Source organism: Thermoflexus sp., from assembly GCF_042408365.1.
Taxonomy (GTDB): Bacteria; Chloroflexota; Anaerolineae; order Thermoflexales; family Thermoflexaceae; genus Thermoflexus.
This window is the reverse complement of the sequence record NZ_JBHOQJ010000016.1, coordinates 1-16,218: the sequence shown is the minus strand read 5'-3', so window position 1 is coordinate 16,218 and position 16,218 is coordinate 1. Positions and strand designations below refer to the sequence as shown.

Annotated in this window: 14 protein-coding genes; 5 read left to right on the top strand and 9 right to left on the bottom strand. The window is 65.0% G+C overall.

Annotated features, from left to right (window positions below; genetic code table 11):
- Positions 1–178 precede the first annotated feature (178 nt).
- The 3 genes from ACFMO5_RS00710 to ACFMO5_RS00700 all read right to left on the bottom strand — a co-directional run bounded on the left by ACFMO5_RS00710 (position 179) and on the right by ACFMO5_RS00700 (position 4,640).
- Positions 179–2,476, bottom strand: coding sequence for a DNA translocase FtsK (locus tag ACFMO5_RS00710; RefSeq protein ID WP_376790854.1), 2,298 nt, complete (start codon positions 2,474–2,476; stop codon positions 179–181).
- 179 nt (positions 2,477–2,655) lie between these two features.
- On the bottom strand, positions 2,656–3,714 hold the full coding sequence (amrS, locus tag ACFMO5_RS00705; RefSeq protein WP_376790853.1) for an AmmeMemoRadiSam system radical SAM enzyme: 1,059 nt from the start codon (positions 3,712–3,714) through the stop codon (positions 2,656–2,658).
- Positions 3,715–4,172: 458 nt separating this feature from the next.
- A complete protein-coding gene (locus ACFMO5_RS00700; RefSeq protein WP_376790852.1) occupies positions 4,173–4,640 on the bottom strand; it encodes a DUF411 domain-containing protein in 468 nt (155 codons plus the stop codon).
- 381 nt (positions 4,641–5,021) lie between these two features.
- On the opposite strand from ACFMO5_RS00700, the gene ACFMO5_RS00695 reads away from it, so the two are divergent.
- Positions 5,022–5,231, top strand: a complete 210-nt coding sequence (locus tag ACFMO5_RS00695; protein WP_376790851.1) for a hypothetical protein — start codon at positions 5,022–5,024, stop codon at positions 5,229–5,231.
- Positions 5,232–5,421: 190 nt separating this feature from the next.
- On the opposite strand, the gene ACFMO5_RS00690 is transcribed toward ACFMO5_RS00695, so the two are convergent.
- Entirely contained in the window at positions 5,422–6,423 is a 1,002-nt protein-coding gene (locus ACFMO5_RS00690) for a WD40/YVTN/BNR-like repeat-containing protein (protein ID WP_376790850.1), read from the bottom strand.
- Between the two features lie 524 nt (positions 6,424–6,947).
- On the opposite strand from ACFMO5_RS00690, the gene ACFMO5_RS00685 reads away from it, so the two are divergent.
- Together ACFMO5_RS00685 and ACFMO5_RS00680 are read left to right on the top strand one after the other, a co-directional pair.
- Positions 6,948–9,365, top strand: a complete 2,418-nt coding sequence (locus ACFMO5_RS00685; protein WP_376790849.1) for a heavy metal translocating P-type ATPase — start codon at positions 6,948–6,950, stop codon at positions 9,363–9,365.
- 155 nt (positions 9,366–9,520) lie between these two features.
- On the top strand, positions 9,521–9,988 hold the full coding sequence (locus ACFMO5_RS00680; protein WP_376790848.1) for a heavy metal-responsive transcriptional regulator: 468 nt from the start codon (positions 9,521–9,523) through the stop codon (positions 9,986–9,988).
- Positions 9,989–10,158: 170 nt separating this feature from the next.
- Here the strand turns inward: ACFMO5_RS00680 and ACFMO5_RS00675 are convergent, their stop codons facing one another.
- The 5 genes from ACFMO5_RS00675 to ACFMO5_RS00655 form a co-directional block, all read right to left on the bottom strand.
- Positions 10,159–12,591, bottom strand: coding sequence for a heavy metal translocating P-type ATPase (locus tag ACFMO5_RS00675; RefSeq protein ID WP_376790847.1), 2,433 nt, complete (start codon positions 12,589–12,591; stop codon positions 10,159–10,161).
- A gap of 197 nt (positions 12,592–12,788) precedes the next feature.
- The gene (locus tag ACFMO5_RS00670; protein WP_376790846.1) at positions 12,789–13,028 is read right to left on the bottom strand and encodes a hypothetical protein; all 240 of its coding nucleotides are present in this window, start codon (positions 13,026–13,028) and stop codon (positions 12,789–12,791) included.
- Positions 13,029–13,031: 3 nt separating this feature from the next.
- Positions 13,032–13,292 carry a hypothetical protein gene (locus ACFMO5_RS00665; protein WP_376790845.1) on the bottom strand — a complete coding sequence of 87 codons (261 nt, stop codon included), beginning with the start codon at positions 13,290–13,292 and terminating at the stop codon, positions 13,032–13,034.
- A gap of 200 nt (positions 13,293–13,492) precedes the next feature.
- A complete protein-coding gene (locus ACFMO5_RS00660) occupies positions 13,493–13,702 on the bottom strand; it encodes a heavy-metal-associated domain-containing protein (protein WP_376790844.1) in 210 nt (69 codons plus the stop codon).
- Between the two features lie 153 nt (positions 13,703–13,855).
- Positions 13,856–14,134 (bottom strand): metal-sensitive transcriptional regulator, encoded by a 279-nt coding sequence (locus ACFMO5_RS00655; protein ID WP_376790843.1) that lies wholly within the window; start codon positions 14,132–14,134, stop codon positions 13,856–13,858.
- A 452-nt stretch (positions 14,135–14,586) separates the two neighbouring features.
- Here ACFMO5_RS00655 and ACFMO5_RS00650 point away from each other — a divergent pair, with 452 nt between their 5' ends.
- Together ACFMO5_RS00650 and ACFMO5_RS00645 are read left to right on the top strand one after the other, a co-directional pair.
- Positions 14,587–14,925 carry a hypothetical protein gene (locus ACFMO5_RS00650; RefSeq protein WP_376790842.1) on the top strand — a complete coding sequence of 113 codons (339 nt, stop codon included), beginning with the start codon at positions 14,587–14,589 and terminating at the stop codon, positions 14,923–14,925.
- 26 nt (positions 14,926–14,951) lie between these two features.
- Positions 14,952–16,218 (top strand): M2 family metallopeptidase (locus ACFMO5_RS00645; protein WP_376790841.1); only part of this gene is annotated, 1,267 nt, incomplete at its 3' end.

Below are 16,218 nucleotides of genomic sequence, written 5' to 3'. Positions count from 1 at the left end.
CCGGGCGCCTTTGGCGCCCGGCTCGCCCCCAAAATGCTTTTTGTCCCCTCCCCACAGCCCCAAGGGCCGTGGGGAGGGGGGATCCGGGAGGGCAGAGCCGTTGGCCTTTACCATCCCATATCCTCAAAACAAAAATGGAGGGAGCCCTACGCGTTAGGGCGACCCATGGGATACGAGATTATTCCCTAAGCTCGTGGGGCGGCTCCAGACCCCGCCAGCGGCTGCCCTCCTCCGGCGGGCCGATCAACCCACGGGCCTCCATCAGATCGATCAGACGGGCTGCCCGGTTGTAGCCGATGCGCAGTTTCCGCTGTAACAGCGAGATCGAGGCCCGTCGATGCAGGCGCACCACTTCGATCGCTCGCTGCAACAGGGCCTCGTCGGTTTCATCTTCTGCCTCCTTCTCTTCATGAATTGATCCGCGGGATGGGATTTCCTCGGCAGGCCCCGGCCGGATGGGCGGGGATGCGGCGATCCCCCCTCGACGCTCCCGGGTGGAAGTAGGCTGGGGGAGCCCACGCATCCCTTTCCAGTATGTGACGATGCGCCGGATCTCCTCATCGGAAACAAAGCAACCCTGAGCACGGATCGGTTGGCCCTGATCGGGGGCCAGGAAGAGCATATCCCCACGTCCCAACAGGGTTTCCGCCCCTGGCATGTCCAGGATCACCCGCGAGTCCACCGACGAAGCGACCGCGAAGGCGATGCGGGCCGGGAAGTTCGCCTTGATCAGCCCCGTCACCACATCCACGCTGGGACGCTGGGTGGCGATGATTAGGTGGATGCCGGTCGCCCGGGCCATCTGCGCCAGCCGGGTGATCCGCCGCTCGGTCTCCTCCGGCGCGGTGATCATCAGATCCGCCAGCTCATCCACGATGATCACCAAATACGGCATCCGGGGCTCGCCCCGCTCCTCCATCCGCCGGTTGTAATCGGCGATGTGGCGGGCGCCGACGGCAGCGAACAGGCGATACCGACGCTCCATCTCCCGCATGACCTCCTGAAGCACCCGCGGCACCTTCTCGATTTCCACCACCACCGGCGCCCACAGATGGGGGATGCCGTTGTAAGGCGTCAGCTCCACCCGCTTGGGATCGATCAGGATCAGCCGCAAATCATCCGGTGTGCAGGTGCACAGCAATGAGACCAGGAGCGCATTCAGGGCCACGGACTTCCCCGAGCCGGTGGCCCCGGCGATCAGCAAATGGGGCATAGCGGTGAGATCCGCCACCAGAGGCTCTCCGGAGACCGTCTGGCCGAGGGGGAGCCGTAACGGAGAGGCCATCGAGCGATACGCTTCGCTCTCCATCACCTCCCGCAACCGGACCAGGGCGGCTCGTTCGTTCGGAACCTCAATACCCACCAGGCCTCGGCCCGGAATCGGGGCCAGAACCCGGACGGCCCGGGCGGAGAGGGCCAGGGCCAGATCATCCGCCAAGGCCGCGATTTGCCCCACCTTCACCCGGGTGGATCGCCCGCCCCGGGAGATCTGGCCAGGCTCCAGGCCGAAAAGGGTGACCGTCGGCCCCCGCTCCACCTCCACCACCCGGGCTTCCACCCCTAAGCTGCGCAGGGTTTCCTCGATGATGCGCGCCTTCTCCCGGAGATCCGCTTCATCGATCTCCTCCTCTTCCCCAGGATCCAGGATCTCCTCCAGGCGAGGGAGCGTCCATTTCGGCCCCTCGGGAGCGATCTGCAAAGGCGGCTCGATCTCCTCCAGCTCTCCCATGGATTCGAGCGGCCCGGCGGCCTCCGCAGGCGCTTCTTGGATCTCCGTTTCCCCCAGGATCCGGGGGGAGTGCTCCGAGGAGGACGGAGAAGCAAGGGGTTCTGAACGGGCCGATGAAGGGAGATGGATCTGAAGGCTCCGCGCGGGGGTGCGGTTCAACCGAAGACCCCGCAGCGTCCGAATCGCCCACTCCAGGGGACGTTCTGGCGAAAGATGGAACGTCAGCATCAGGCCCATCCAGATGGCCCCCAGCAGGACCAGCAGCGCCCCCGCCGCGCCCAGGTTTTCCGCTAGCCACCGGGCCAACCACGCGCCCGCCGCGCCCCCTGCTCCCCCCAGCTCCTCCAGCGTCACCAGGAGCGCTCCATACAGCAGGAAGAGCCCCAGAAGAAACGATAAACGAGGCCGGGGAACCCGTTCAAAGCGTCGAACCAGCAGCCAGGCCCCGCTGGCGATCATCCCCAAGGGGATGGCGAAGACCCCGCTCCCCAGCCCGCGGATTAGAATCAAAAGGAGGGGGCCGAGCCCAGGCATTCGATCCGGCGTGATCAACCCGAGCGCCGTCAGGATCCCACCCAGGAACAACACCAGGCCCAGCACATCGAGTTGCTGGTCCAGCGTGAAGGATAGCGCCCAGCGGGGACGACCTTTCGTGGAAACCGTCCGGCGGGCGCCGGACGGTTTCCCCCGGGCCGCTCCTCTTGTCCGCCGAGGCTCGACTGTGGAACGCTTTTTCTGACTGCTCACGGCCAGCCCTCCATTTTTGACTCATTGGAGAGGATAATGACGGGGGAGTCCGGGCCCTTCCAGCCCTGAAAGAGGAAAGGGGTGAGCGGCGAAGTCGCCCACCCCCTTCCCTCTTTGCCTTCACTGTGTTGGAGGGTGGGGAAGGAGACCATAAACCTGCGGGCGCTACCCCTGCCCCATTATTGCCAGATCCCCGGGATGGCCGTCCCGCACCGGTAGCAAGTTCCCCGCCCGCTGAGGTGATCCACCAGAATCCGGAAGCCGTGGCGGGCGATCAACAGCGCATCGCAATTCGGACAATACGTGTTTTCGAACGGTCCCACCTGGCCTGGAAGGTTGCCAGCGTAAACATAACGCAGGCCTGCCGCCTTCCCGATCTCCGCCGCCCGGATCAGGGCCTTCGCCGGCGTCCAGTCCCGATCCGTCATCTTGTAATCCGGGTGGAAGGCCGTCACATGCCATGGAATGTCTGGGGAAATCGAGGCCAGGAACTCCGCCGCATCCCGCAGTTCCTCATCGGAATCGTTGAAGCCGGGAACCACCAGCGTCACCACCTCCAGCCACAATCCGCTCTCATAGACCATGCGGATGCCCTCTAAGACGTTCTTCAAAGGCATGCCCAAGGACCGGTAGTTCTTATCCCGCATGCTCTTGAGATCGATCTTATAGCCGACCATGTAAGGTCGGAGATACTCCAGGACCTCACGGGTGAGGTTGCCGTTGGAGACGTAGATGCACCGCAGGCCATGGGCGACGGCCTCTTGGAAGATCGACCTTGCCCATTCAGAGGTAATCAAAGGTTCGTTATAAGAACTTCCCACCAGCTGCGCCCCATACCGCTTCGCCAGGGCAATCATCTGCTGGGGCGTGATTTCCTCCGGCATAACCCCTGCAGCCGGATCCCGTAAAGCCTGCGAGGTAAGCCAGTTCTGACAGTAGCTGCAATGGAGATCGCAACCCAGCATGCCGAAGGTCAGCGTGTAGGAGCCGGGGAGGATGTGGAAGAAAGGCTTCTTCTCGGTGGGGTCGATCTGAAGCGCCGCCACATATCCCCATGGGACGTAGAGAACACCATCCCGGTTGAAGCGCACCTGACAGATCCCCCGCCGGCCTGGGCGGATCAGACAACGGTGACCACAGGCATAACAACGCACCGAGTTATCGGGAAGCCGCTCGTAGAGCTCGCCGGGTCGGGTCAATGCATCCAGCACATCCGCCAGCGTTCGAACCTCCGCCATCGCTATCCCCCTTTCCCCAGGGCCACGTTTGAAGCCTACATCCAGAAGCATTCTTCTCGCCCCTTCCACCCCACAATACACAGAAGGGGCACAGAATGGCTTGCAAGGATCGCTCATCGACGGGATCCATTGAAGGCCTGTTCTCATTTTAGCCTGGTTCTATAAGGATGGGATAATTCCTCTATTTTCTTTATCAGGGGAATTTGAGTCAGGTGAACGCCTTCGGTAACCCTACCAACCCCAAAATCATTCAATGTTCCCCTCCCCACGGCCCAAAGGGCCATGGGGAGAGGATGAAAGAGGATGAAAACGGTTTGGGGGAAGGAAACCACAGCGGCATAACTCCTACCAAAATTCCCTGTGGAAAGTGGAAAGATCGTCCCCACGTGTTGGGACAACCACCCAATTCGAACAGAAAAACGATGGGGGCAACGGTCTCGCCGTTGCCCCCATCGCGGTTACCATTCCATCCACGGATGGACCTGACCGTCGAGCGCAATGAGATAGATCGTCAGCGGGCCGGTCCGGGCGCCTCCCATCCCTGGCGATCCGGGAGGCATGCCTGGGAGGGCGATCCCTCGCGCGTCCGGGCGCTCCGACCACAACCGGGCGATGGCCTCCAACGGAACGTGCCCTTCCACCGCATAAGGACCAAGCCGGGCCGTGTGGCAGCTCCACATCGCCTCAGGGATCCCCCATTGTTGCTTCACCGGCCTCAAATCATCCTGTTCGATCACATGGACCGCCACCCCCTTGTCACGGAGATAACGGATATATTCGCTGCAACATCCACAGTTCGGGGTGCGGTAGACGGTGACCACTTCCCCCGCCAGAGAGCTGGCCGGCTGAGGTGAGCCCCTGCAGGCCCCTGCAATCGCCAGAAGCAGAAGCCCCAGGTATCGGTGCGTTCTTCGCTCGAGCGCCATTTGTATTACCCCCGTTATGATATTTGGGAGGTGAAGATGCCCTCAGAGGTCTGACCTGCTCAGTTGCAAACATTGGGTACGCGTGGTCCAATCCGGCTGGTTCCTCCTTCATCATGCCCTTTGGAAATCCCTGGCGACGGCTACGGAGGTCACCCGTATAGTCAAGCGAGCGTGCCGCTCCGTCCCCGTGGCCCGAATCGCGTACCACCTCGCCCAAGCGGTCTTGTCGCGCTCCTCCCATCCCAAAAGCCCTTGCCGTTCACCCGGCCCCAATTAGCCGCCTGCGTGTGATTAACATTTTACCTGGATCTCAGCGATCGGGACGTGGAAGAGCGACTGTTGGCCACGGACTAAGTTTGCGCCGTGCTGGGGTGGAAGCAGGTGCCTGACCACCGCACCCAGTGCCGTGCCTACGGACGTCGGCCGCGTGTGAAAGTCCTGGACCAGATGCGACCCTGGTTGCGGGACCAGATTGGGGTTCAGGGAGAAGGGATCGCCGCGGATCGCGCCGGCTACGCGACCACCCAGGCCAGCGCCTATGACCGAAGCCGGACGGGCCGTAGGATGCGGTCATTCCAGAAAGGAGTCTAGGCAGTGGGCACGCCATTGCTGTTGACTTTGGCCTGACGCCAGGGACGGGGCTCAGGCAATGGCCATGGGTTTCTGAACGAACGGCGCCCGGTGCGACCGGATAGGCGCCGAGGGCGCTGGGTGCGGTTGGTGGATGCGGCTTGGACGGGGAGAGTCACCGAGCGAGATCGGATTCCACCTGGACGCCTCGTCATCGCCCCCGCCCTCCATCCCAGGTCGCGCCGCCGTCCGTGCTGCGATAGAGACGCCCTTCGCCGCGGCGAACACCCTCGATGGCCAACACGATCTGCGGATCGCTTGGGCTGACCGCGATGGCAATCACGTTGCGGCCCGGGAAGGACAGCTTCCGCCAGCTCGCGCCAGCATCATTGCTCCGGTACAGGCCATCCTCGGCGCCGGCGTAGACCACCTGTCGAGCCACTGGGTTGACCGCAAGCGCCATGACACCCCAACTCCTAAGCCCGGCGTTAGACGGAGCCCAGGTCAGACCGCCGTCGGTCGACTTCAGAACCCCCGCGCCCATGCTGCCGGCGTAGATCGTCTCCGGGCTCCCGCCAGCCGAGGCCAGCGCCATCACGTCCATTGGGAGCTGAGTGGACAACTTCTGCCACGTCCGCCCCCCGTCGGCGCTCGTAAAGAGGCCATAGCCCACCACGAAGGCGTACAGTCGGCTCGGCTCATCGGGGTTCAGCGCAAAGCCGTGGATGTCCGTTCCGGGCAAGTTGTGCTTGACGGGTTGCCAGGAGGCGCCCCCATCTGTGCTGACCAGGAAAACATCGTGGCCGGCCAAGAAGATTTGGCGCGGATCGCGCGGATTCACGGTCAGGCTCATTGCGTCGAAATTGGGGCGATCGATGACCGGCCGCCAGGTGCGGCCGCCGTCATCGCTCCGCATCAGACCGTTATGGTGGCCGAAGAAGACAACGTTCGGGTTGTCAGGGCTGAAGGCCAGCGCGTGGAAGTCGCTGGTGCGCAGGATGGCGATGGGCTTTCCACCATCGCCGCTGCTGTGTCCAAGGGCGAACATCACACCGATCGCGGCAGGCACCAGGGCCATCCCAAGCACCAACCAGGGCCATGGCAGCCGACGGCCAGGCTTGTGCCTGGCCTGCCGAGCGGCAGAACGAGCCGCCTGCGGACGCTGCTTGGTGGTGGGACGTGCCATCGCAGGGCCTCCAGTGCAGGTGATCACCGATGATCACGGATCTGCGCCAAAGCGGCGCGAACCCCTTGACCCCACCCTCGGCGGCCGGTCGGCCGCCGAGGGTGGCATCGTGCATTATTGTACTCATTCGTCATAAACAGCAATGTTTTCATATATGGAAACACTCCTAAGGGATCTGACCGCCTTCACCTTCGCTCGCCCTTCACCTTCTAAGCTGAGGAATCTTATCCTTTCTCCAACCACTCACCAAAAGCGGAGCGATTTCGAAAGCAGGGGAAATTGGCGGACTCGGCCCGCTTGGTGCTGGGAACCCAGCAAACGCGAGCCGACTTTGGTCTCGAACTGCCCGAGTCCAATCCCGCGTGTGGCGGTGATCATCCCTCCCCCGGATTGGGCGGAACTTCAGCATCGGCATCCGATCAGACAGGCGGCTGAGCGGGTTCGGCGGCTTTCGAGCGCGCGGCGTAGCGTCTTGACCTTCCAGCTAGCCGGAAGATGTAGACTCAGAAAAACGAGGGGAAAGTCAGAGCCCAAACGGGAAGGGGGTCGCTGTGACGCTTCGCAGGCTTCACCTCAAGCTCGGCGGGATGCACTGCTCGCTCTGCGCCCGCACGGTTGAGAAGGCCCTGGGCCGCCTGGCAGGCGTGGCCTTCGTGAACGTGAGCATCCCCCACGAGGAGGTCCTGGTCGACTACGATCCCCAGCGGGTCGCCGCGGAGGAGATCCGACGGGTTCTCGACATCTTGGGCTTTGAGCCTCGGGAGCCGGATGAGGCGGGGATGCTCGCCGCTCAGGAACGGGAGCTGGCTCAAGCCCGCCGGAAGGCCCTTCAAGCCGGCGTCCTGATCGGCCTGGCTTCGGCGGTGATGCTGGCCGCCTATCTTCGGGGGCCGACCCCGGTCGGGATGCTGGCGATGGCCGCCCTGGCCCTCTACGCAACCTTCGGGCCGGCCCGGTTCATCATCTTCCGAAACGCCTGGCAGTCCATCCGCCGGGGGATCCTCAACCAGGACGTGTTGGTCTCCGCCTCGGCCCTGGCCGGCCTGGGCGGCGGGTTGGTTGGCCTGTTGAACCCCGTGTTTCCGGCCGGGGAGCTTTTCGGGGCGGCGGTTTTCGTGCTGGCCTTCCACCTGATCGGAGGTTACGCCTCCGTCAGCGTCCACGTCCGGGCCTCGCAGTCGGTCCGGCGGCTTTTGAGCCTCATCCCACCGACGGCGCGCCGCCTCACCTCCCAGGGAACCGAAGAGGAGGTCCCGGTCGACCGGCTCCAGGTTGGCGACAGGGTTCGGGTTCGGCCCGGCGACCGGATCCCAATCGACGGCCGGGTTGTCCAGGGGACGCTCACCGTGGATGAGAGCCCGATCACCGGGGAGCCCTGGCCGGTGGATAAGCTGCCCGGCGATCCGGTTATCGGCGGGTCGCTCAATCGGGCTGGGGCCGCCGTCGTTGAGGTGACGCGGGTTGGAGACGAGACGTTCCTCCGCGTGGTGGCCCGGCAGGTCGCTGAGGCCCGGGCCCTTAAGCCGGGCATCCTCCGGCTGGTGGACCGGGTGCTGCTGATCTACGTTCCGATTGTGTTCGGGGTAGCGGCGGTCGGGTTTGTCGGGTGGACCGTCGGCCCGTTGCTCACAATGGGAGAGCTCGACTGGACCCGGGCTGCCTTTGCCGCCCTGGGGGCGCTGATTATGGGCTACCCATGTGCCCTCGGGATGGCGACACCCCTGGCGATCATCCGGGCTAGCGGCGAGGCCGCCGCCCGGGGCATCCTGCTTCGATCCCCCGAGGCGTTCCAGCTGCTCCGTCTGGTGGACACGATCGTTTTCGACAAGACCGGGACCCTGACGGTCGGCAGGCCCGCCGTTGCGGGCGTGTGGACGGCCGGCCCAGCCCCGGATGAGCTCCTCCGGCTGGTAGCCGGGGCCGAGCTTCCGTCCGAGCATCCCCTCGGTCGGGCCATCGTGGAGGCCGCCCGGGCCCGCGGCCTCGAACCGCCTGCGGCCACGGAGTTTGCCGCCGAACCGGGCCTGGGGGTCCGGGCAACCGTCGACGGGCACCGGGTGCTGGTTGGCAGCCCCCGCCTCCTGGTCCGGGAAGGGGTCGACCCAGCGATTCTACGATCCCTGGTCGAACAGGTGGAGGCCCGGGGGCAAACCGGCGTGCTGGTCGCGGTCGACGGGGCGCCGGCCGGGGTCATTGCCCTGGCCGATGAAATTAAGGCCGATGCGGCGGAGACTATCCGGGCCCTTAAGAACCGAGGGGTCGCCCCCGTCATGTTGACCGGCGACAGCGAACGGGCCGCCCGGGCCGTGGCCGATGCTTTGGAAATCGACGATGTGAGGGCCCGCTTGCTTCCTGGTGAGAAGGCGGAGGTGGTTCGGGGGTTCCAGCGGGCCGGGCGGCGGGTGGCGGCGGTCGGCGACGGCATCAACGACGCTCCGCTCCTGATGCAGGCCGATGTGGGTGTAGCCCTGGGAACGGGGGCCGACGTCACACTCGAGGCGGCTGACGTCGTTATCGTCAGCGACCGCCTAATCCGGGTCGTGGAGGCCCTTGAGCTGGCCGGCCGCAGCTACGCGCTGACCCTGCGGAACGTCGTCTTCGCCCTCGCCTTCAACGGGGCAGGCCTTTTGGCGGCGCTGACCGGCCAGATTTCCCCGGTGTGGGCGATGCTCGCTATGGTTCTGAGCGTCAGCTTGGTGGTCATCAGCTCGCTCACCGCCCAGCTCCTGCCCCCCACTCCGGCCAGGGTCCGCCGGGAGCTGGTTTTACAGGTGCCGGATATCCGCTGCGAGGGGTGTGTGGCGCAGATTCGGCGTGCCATCCGTCGGCTGGAAGGGATCGAAGCGGTGGAAGGCGACCCGGCGGCGAAACGGGTCCGGGTGATCTATCAGGAGGGGACCGTCGACCCCGGGGCGGTCCGCGCGGCGATCCGGCAGGCAGGCTTCACCGTTGCCGATGAGCGCGCGTAACCCTTGGTGGGATCGCGCGGCATGGACCGATTATCGGTGAACGGGCTGTCGAAGCCGGCCCCAGCTCGAGGGCTCCTCACTGCCCGCTGGGCCCCATCCGGCTGATACCTCCGCGAGGCCCCGGAGGCGCTAGAATAGCTTGTGGAGGTGATGCGATGAGGCGAGAGGATGCGTTTCATGCCATGCGGATCGGGCAGCTCGCGGCCGAGCTCGGGCTCAACCCCAAGACCATCCGCTACTATGAGGAGATCGGGCTGCTTCCCAGGCCGGCGCGGACCCCGGCTGGCTATCGGCTCTACCGGCCAGCCGACCGTGACCGTCTGCAGTTCATCTTGAAGGCGAAGGCCATCGGCTTCAGCCTGAAGGAGATCAAGGAGATCCTTGCGCTCCGACAGGCCGGGGAGCAGCCGTGCGCCCACGTGCTGGCCCTCCTCGACCAGAAAATCGCCGCGATCGACCGGCAACTCGCGGCATTGGCCGCATTTCGTCAGGAGCTCGTCGATCTGCGTGAGGAAGCGATCAAGACGATGGGCGGCGAGTCACACATCTGCGGGATCATCGAACACTACGAGCGGTCGCCACAGCTGGGGCAAAAGCTGCCGCCGAGGGAGACGAGCGCCTGATTCGAACGCTCATCCGATTAAGGATTCGCCTGGGCGTGGGTCTTGGCGAGGCTGATGGGAAGGGTGGAGGGGCGGACGGCCCCTCCACCGCACACCCCACAATGTGAGGACTTGTTGAAATGCTCCGTTGAGGAACGACGGCGGAAACGGCGGCGCCCGCACCCACCGCTTCACGCCCGGAATCCCCGCAGGCGCAGGGAGTTGGTCACCACGAAGATCGAGGAGAACGCCATCGCCCCGGCTGCCATCATCGGATGCAGCCATCCCAGCGCAGCCACGGGGATTAGGACCACATTATAAAAGAAAGCCCAGAACAGGTTCTGGCGGATCGTCCGCATGGTTCCCCGGGAGAGCCGCACGGCCTGAGGCAGCAAGCGCAGATCCCCCCGCATCAGGGTGACATCAGCGGTCTCCATCGCCACCGCCGTGCCGGTTCCCATGGCGATTCCCACATCGGCCTGGGCGAGCGCGGGCGCGTCGTTCACCCCATCCCCCACCATCGCCACCCGGTGACCCTCCGCTTGCAGCTGGCGGACGATCTCCGCCTTATCGGCGGGAAGGACCTCCGCGAACACCCGGTCGATGCCCAGCTGGCGGGCGATCGCCTCAGCGGTGCGCCGGTTGTCTCCCGTGATCATCGCGGTCTGGATGCCTAACCGATGCAGCGCCGCGATCGCTTCCAGGGCATCCGGCTTCACGACATCCGCCAGGGCGATCACCCCGATGGCCTCCCCATCCCGCGCGACCAACATCGTCGTCTGGCCCTGCTCCTGAAGGGTCCGGGCCGCTTCGTCGAGCTCCCCCAGCGCCACGCCCTCCGCCTCGAGCCACGAGGCCTTGCCCACCCGCACCATCATCCCGTTCAGGTGAGCGATCACTCCCCGGCCGGGCATGGCGGAGAAGCCGGCAGGGTTCTCCAGCGGAAGCCCCCGGGCCCGGGCGGCTTCCACCACCGCGCGGGCCAAGGGATGCTCGCTCCCCTGCTCCACGCTGGCTGCCATCGCCAGGACCTGCTCGGGGGTCCAGTTCGCGCGCGGAACGATGGCGGTCACCACCGGCCGGCCCTGGGTGAGGGTACCTGTCTTATCCAAGGCGATTAGGGTGACTTTCCCCAGCTGCTCGAGGGCCTGGGCGCTGCGGAAGAGGATCCCCATGGTTGCCCCGCGGCCGGTCCCGACCATGATGGCCGTCGGCGTGGCCAGCCCCATCGCGCACGGGCAAGCGATCACCAAGACGGCGATGGCGTTCACCATCGCCCGGGTGAAACCCGCGCCGCCGATTGTGAGCCAGCCCAGGAAGCTCAGGACGGCAATGGCGATCACGATGGGGACGAAAACCGCGGAGACCTGATCGGCCAGCCGCTGGATCGGCGCCCGGCTCCCCTGAGCCTCACGGACCAGCCGGATGATCCCGGCCAACACGGTCTCCCGCCCGACATGGGTCGCTTCGATTTTCAATAGGCCGTGCTGGTTCACCGTCCCCCCCAGCACGCGGTCCCCCGGCCCCTTCTCCACCGGAAGCGATTCCCCGGTCATCATGGATTCATCGACGGCGGAACGGCCCTCCAGGACGATGCCATCGGCCGGGATCCGTTCCCCGGGGCGGACGATGAGGAGATCGCCCACCCGGACCTCGGCGGCGGGGATCTCCACCTCCTGGCCGTCCCGAAGCACACGGGCCCGCTCCGGCTGCAGCGCCATCAACGCGCGGATGGCCTCGCTGGCCCGCCCCTTCGCCCGCGCTTCCAGATATTTCCCGAGGACAATCAGGGTGACGATCACCGCGGCGGTTTCAAAGTACGTGAAACGGCCCAGCGCCGTGCTGCCCATGGTCAACGCAAGGGTCACCGCCAGGCTGTAGAAGTAGGCGGCGGAGGTGCCCAGGGCCACCAGCACGTCCATATTGGCCGTCCTCATCCGTAACGCCCGGTAGGCCCCCCGATAGAAGTCCCAGCCCACCCCGAGCTGCACCGGGGTGCTCAGGAAGAGCAGCAACCAGTCCAGGAGGAGCGGCCGGGTCATCCCCGGCATCGCGTTATGCAGCAAATCAAATAACATGCTGAGTCCGAAGGTGGGGAGCGTGAAAGCCAGCCCCACGAGAAGCCGCCGGCGCTGGCGGGCCAGCTCCGCCTCCCGGGCCGCCTGCTCCGCATCCGCTCCGGCCTCCTCGAGTTCACCGGCCGTCTCCACCACCTCATAGCCGGCCTCCCGGACCGCCTGGATCAGATCGCGGATCGAGGCCACGCTGACGACGTAGGTGATATGGGCGCGCTCCGTGGCCAGGTTGACCGTTGCCTCTAACACGCCGGGGACCCGGTTCAGAGCCCGCTCGATGGTGCGAGCGCAGTTCGCACAGGTCATCCCCAGGATCGGCAGCTCCACCGTGGCGGTGGCCACCTCGTAGCCCGCCGCCCGCACCTGGGCGACCGCCTGGCGGATATCCGCTGCCGAGGGATCCAGAAGCACCACCGCCTGCTCGGCGGCGAAATTCACCGAGGCTTCCAAGACCCCAGGGGTGCGCTTCAACGCCCGCTCCACGGTCCGGGCGCAGTTGACACAGGTCATGCCGATGATGGGGAGCACGATCTCACGGGTTCCACTCATTTGGAAACACACCTCCACATTGAGGGCAGCATCAAGAACGCCCTCGCGAAATGGTGCGAACATTGTTTGTAGGATCGGGCCTCATGCCCACCCCAGGGCGCCCACAAGGGGCGCCTCTATGGAATGGCGCGAATACCCCTGGTAGGGACGGGCTTGTTGCCCGCCTCTCATCCTGTATCGCCCCCGGGTCCATGGATTTAGCGGATCGCCTGCTGCAAAACGGCCTCCATCTTCTCCGGCGTCACATCGTGCCCGAAGCTCCGCCAGAGCACCCTCCCCTGACGATCCAGCACCACAAGCCCGTGGGTGCCCGGCATCCCGAACCGGGCGAGGAGCGCGCTGCCCTCGCGGGTGTCTGCCCGCACCTCAAAGAAATCCACATCCCCTTCGAAACGCGGTCGTAGCGCCTCCACGAGGCGCGTGTTCTGCGCGCACACCGGTCAGCCGGGCAGGACGAAGTTATAGAGCGCCGCCCGCGGGCGCGGCGTCGGCGTCCCCGTCGCCGTCGGGGCGAACGTGGACGCCGGGGACAACGTAACCGTTGGTGAGGGGTTGGGCGCCCCGGTAGCGGTCAGGGCAACGATCTGCGTTTCCATCAAGGGCGTGGGGGAGATGATGGGAGATCCGGTGCTCCTCCCGCTCACACATCCGATGAGCAACAACCCCCACAGCCCGAACCACAACCCGAAGATCCACCGCATCCTGGCCCCCCTGCTTAGGATGAGAGCAAGGCCTGCCCCCATCCCGATTCCCCGCTATTCCTCAGCGGGACGATCATCATCAAAGGTGGCCTCCGCTCGATGGCGTAGAGACCACGTGGGTAGGGGCCGGCCCAGGGCCGGCCCCAGGCCTGCCAGTTCTCCTCAAACATTGCGCTGAAGGACGGGAGATACAGCTCCCCTCACGCCGACGCGGGGGGATACCCGATCTCATGAAGCACGGCCACGATCTGATCCCAGGTGGCCGGCGGCTCGAAGGCCACCGTCACCTGCCGCGTGGCCACATCCCCGCGAACCTCCTTCACCCCCTCCAGGGCCTTCAGCTCGCGGGTGATGGTGTGAACGCAGTGATGACAAGAGATGTTCGGAGCGATGAACGTCCGGGTCTCCATGTCTCTCCTCCCGAATTTGGATGCAAACCCTTTCACACTCTTATAGGAATGGCTCGGCCCAGCCTCCAACCTATGGGGAATCCATCACGCACCTCCCCAAAGTGCTGGAGTCCAGACCGGCCGTTGAAGACCCTTCGCCCGGGCCGAACGCCCCTAAATCTTCTGGGCTGCCTCGAAGACCTCCACGATCTCCTCGAGAACCCGCTCCCGTTCGTCGGGGTTATCCCCTCGAATGGCGGTGGTCACGCAGGTGCGCAGGTGTTGGGCCAGCACCATATCGTTCACCTTCGCCAGGGCCCGCTGCACCGCTTGCACCTGTCGGATGATGTCCACACAATAAGCGTCCTCCTCCACCATTCGGGCGATCCCCTCGACATGCCCGGCGATGCTGCGCAGCCGCCGCAGGACCTCTGCTTTCGTTCGAGCCTCCATATCTCCCCCCGATGGATATCCCCTCCCCCGGGGGGAGGGGGTCATAGACATCATATCCCTCCACGGCCTGTTTGTCAAATCCAGCGCCCTGTCCAGGCTTATCCATGCAAGCGCCTGGTTGATGGAGTGGAACGATAAGGCTTCGCCGCGCAACCGGAAATTTATTGAGGGTGTTGAAAAGCCCTGCCCCGTCTCGGAGGGGATAAGAGGTGAGCATGCGACGACTGGGGACCTGATTCCCTCCATCCCGAAAGTGCCAAACCTATCTCAAAATCCCTTTGAGGCTGGGCCGGATGCTGAGGGTTCGATGAACTTGGCGATGGTCGATTTCAGCTTTCCTCAAATAAAGTGGTAGAATTTTATGACGCAAGAACCCTGGTGGGAGCAGCAGGCAGAATCGGGAACGCCAGGGATCTCGGATCGCAGCCTGCGCGTTTGGGAGGAGTGGAGCCATGCAATGGAGGGAACCGGAATGGATCACGGTGGTGGAAGGGCCGACCCCTCAGTTCCACCCCGCACGGGAGATCTGGGCGTTCTCGATCTATGAAGGGCCGACCACTCAACCGGTGGCGGTCTGTCAGATGCGCACGCTGAATGGAGAGAAGATGCTGGAGCGCTGTCGCCGGGCGTGGGAGGAAGGCCGGCCGGTGCAGCTGGATTTCCCCACGCCCTCCGGCGAGCGACGCTGGGCCGATGTGGTCGCCGCACGGGTCGAGCGCTGGCCGGAGGGCGATGTGCTGGTCCTCTGGGTGCGCCGCCCCCGCCCGATGGAACACCCGGAAAACGCTTAAGATCCCCCTAGGAGGAAACCTGCCCGGTGATCCAAGCCCTGGAAGCCTTTATCGAGGACCACACCCGTCAGGTGGAACCGCTGGTCGTCGCCCAGTCGGAGGCCTACTGGCGCTTCACCACAACGGGACGAAAAGAAGATGAGGAGGAATACGCACGGCTGACGGCTGCCCTCCGCAAGCTCTATGCCGACCGCCAGGCCTTCGCCCGGCTGCGCCAGTTGATGGAGGCCACCGGCCTCCTTCGGGACGGCACCTTCACCCCCAACCCAGAGGTCCCCCCGCTCCTCGCCCGGCAGGCCCGCATCCTTTACGATGACTTCCGCGGACTCCAGATCGATCCCGCGCTCATCGACGCCATCACGGACCTAGAGAAGGAAGTGGAAGGCACGTTCAACACGTTCCGGGCCATCCTGCGCGGACGGCCCGTCACCGACAACCAAATCCGCCACATCCTGCGGACCTCGCTGGACGTGACCTTGCGCCGGGAGGCCTGGGAGGCCAGCAAGCAAATCGGGGCCCAAGTGGCCGAACGGCTCCTCCGCCTGGTCGATCTGCGCAACGAGGGGGCCCGTCAGGTCGGCTTCGACAACTTCTACACCATGAGCCTGACTTTGGCGGAGCAGGACGAGGGGGAGCTCTTCCGGTTGCTGGACCAACTGGATCAGCTCACCCGCCCCCTGTTTCAGGCCTATAAGGCCGAACTGGACGCCGAGCTGGCCCGGCGCTTCGGGACGGATCCCCAGGCACTGCGCCCGTGGCACTACAGCGATCCCTTCTTCCAGGAGCCCCCCGAGACCGGGGATGGCGTGGACCGGTTCTTCGAGGGCCGCGATCCCATCGCCCTCTCCCGAGCCTTCTACACAGCCATCGGGCTGGAGATCGAAGACATCCTGGCGCGGAGCGACCTCTACGAACGGGAGGGGAAACAGCAACACGCTTATTGCATCCACATCGATCGCAAGGGGGATGTGCGGATCCTGGCCAACCTCCAGCCCGACGCCTACTGGACGGAGACGATGCTCCACGAGCTCGGCCACGCCGTCTATGATAAATATATCGATCGGAACCTCCCCTTCCTCCTGCGGACGCCCGCTCACATCCTCTCCACTGAGGCCATCGCTGTGCTGATGGGCCGCTTGATCCACCACCCGGCCTGGCTGAAGCGCTACCTGGGCCTGGATGAGGGAACCATTCAAGGGGTACTCCCTCAGGCCCTCCGGCGCAATCGGGCCAAGCTGTTGATCTTCACCCGTTGGGTGCTGGTGATGGCCCACTTCGAGCGGGCCCTCTATC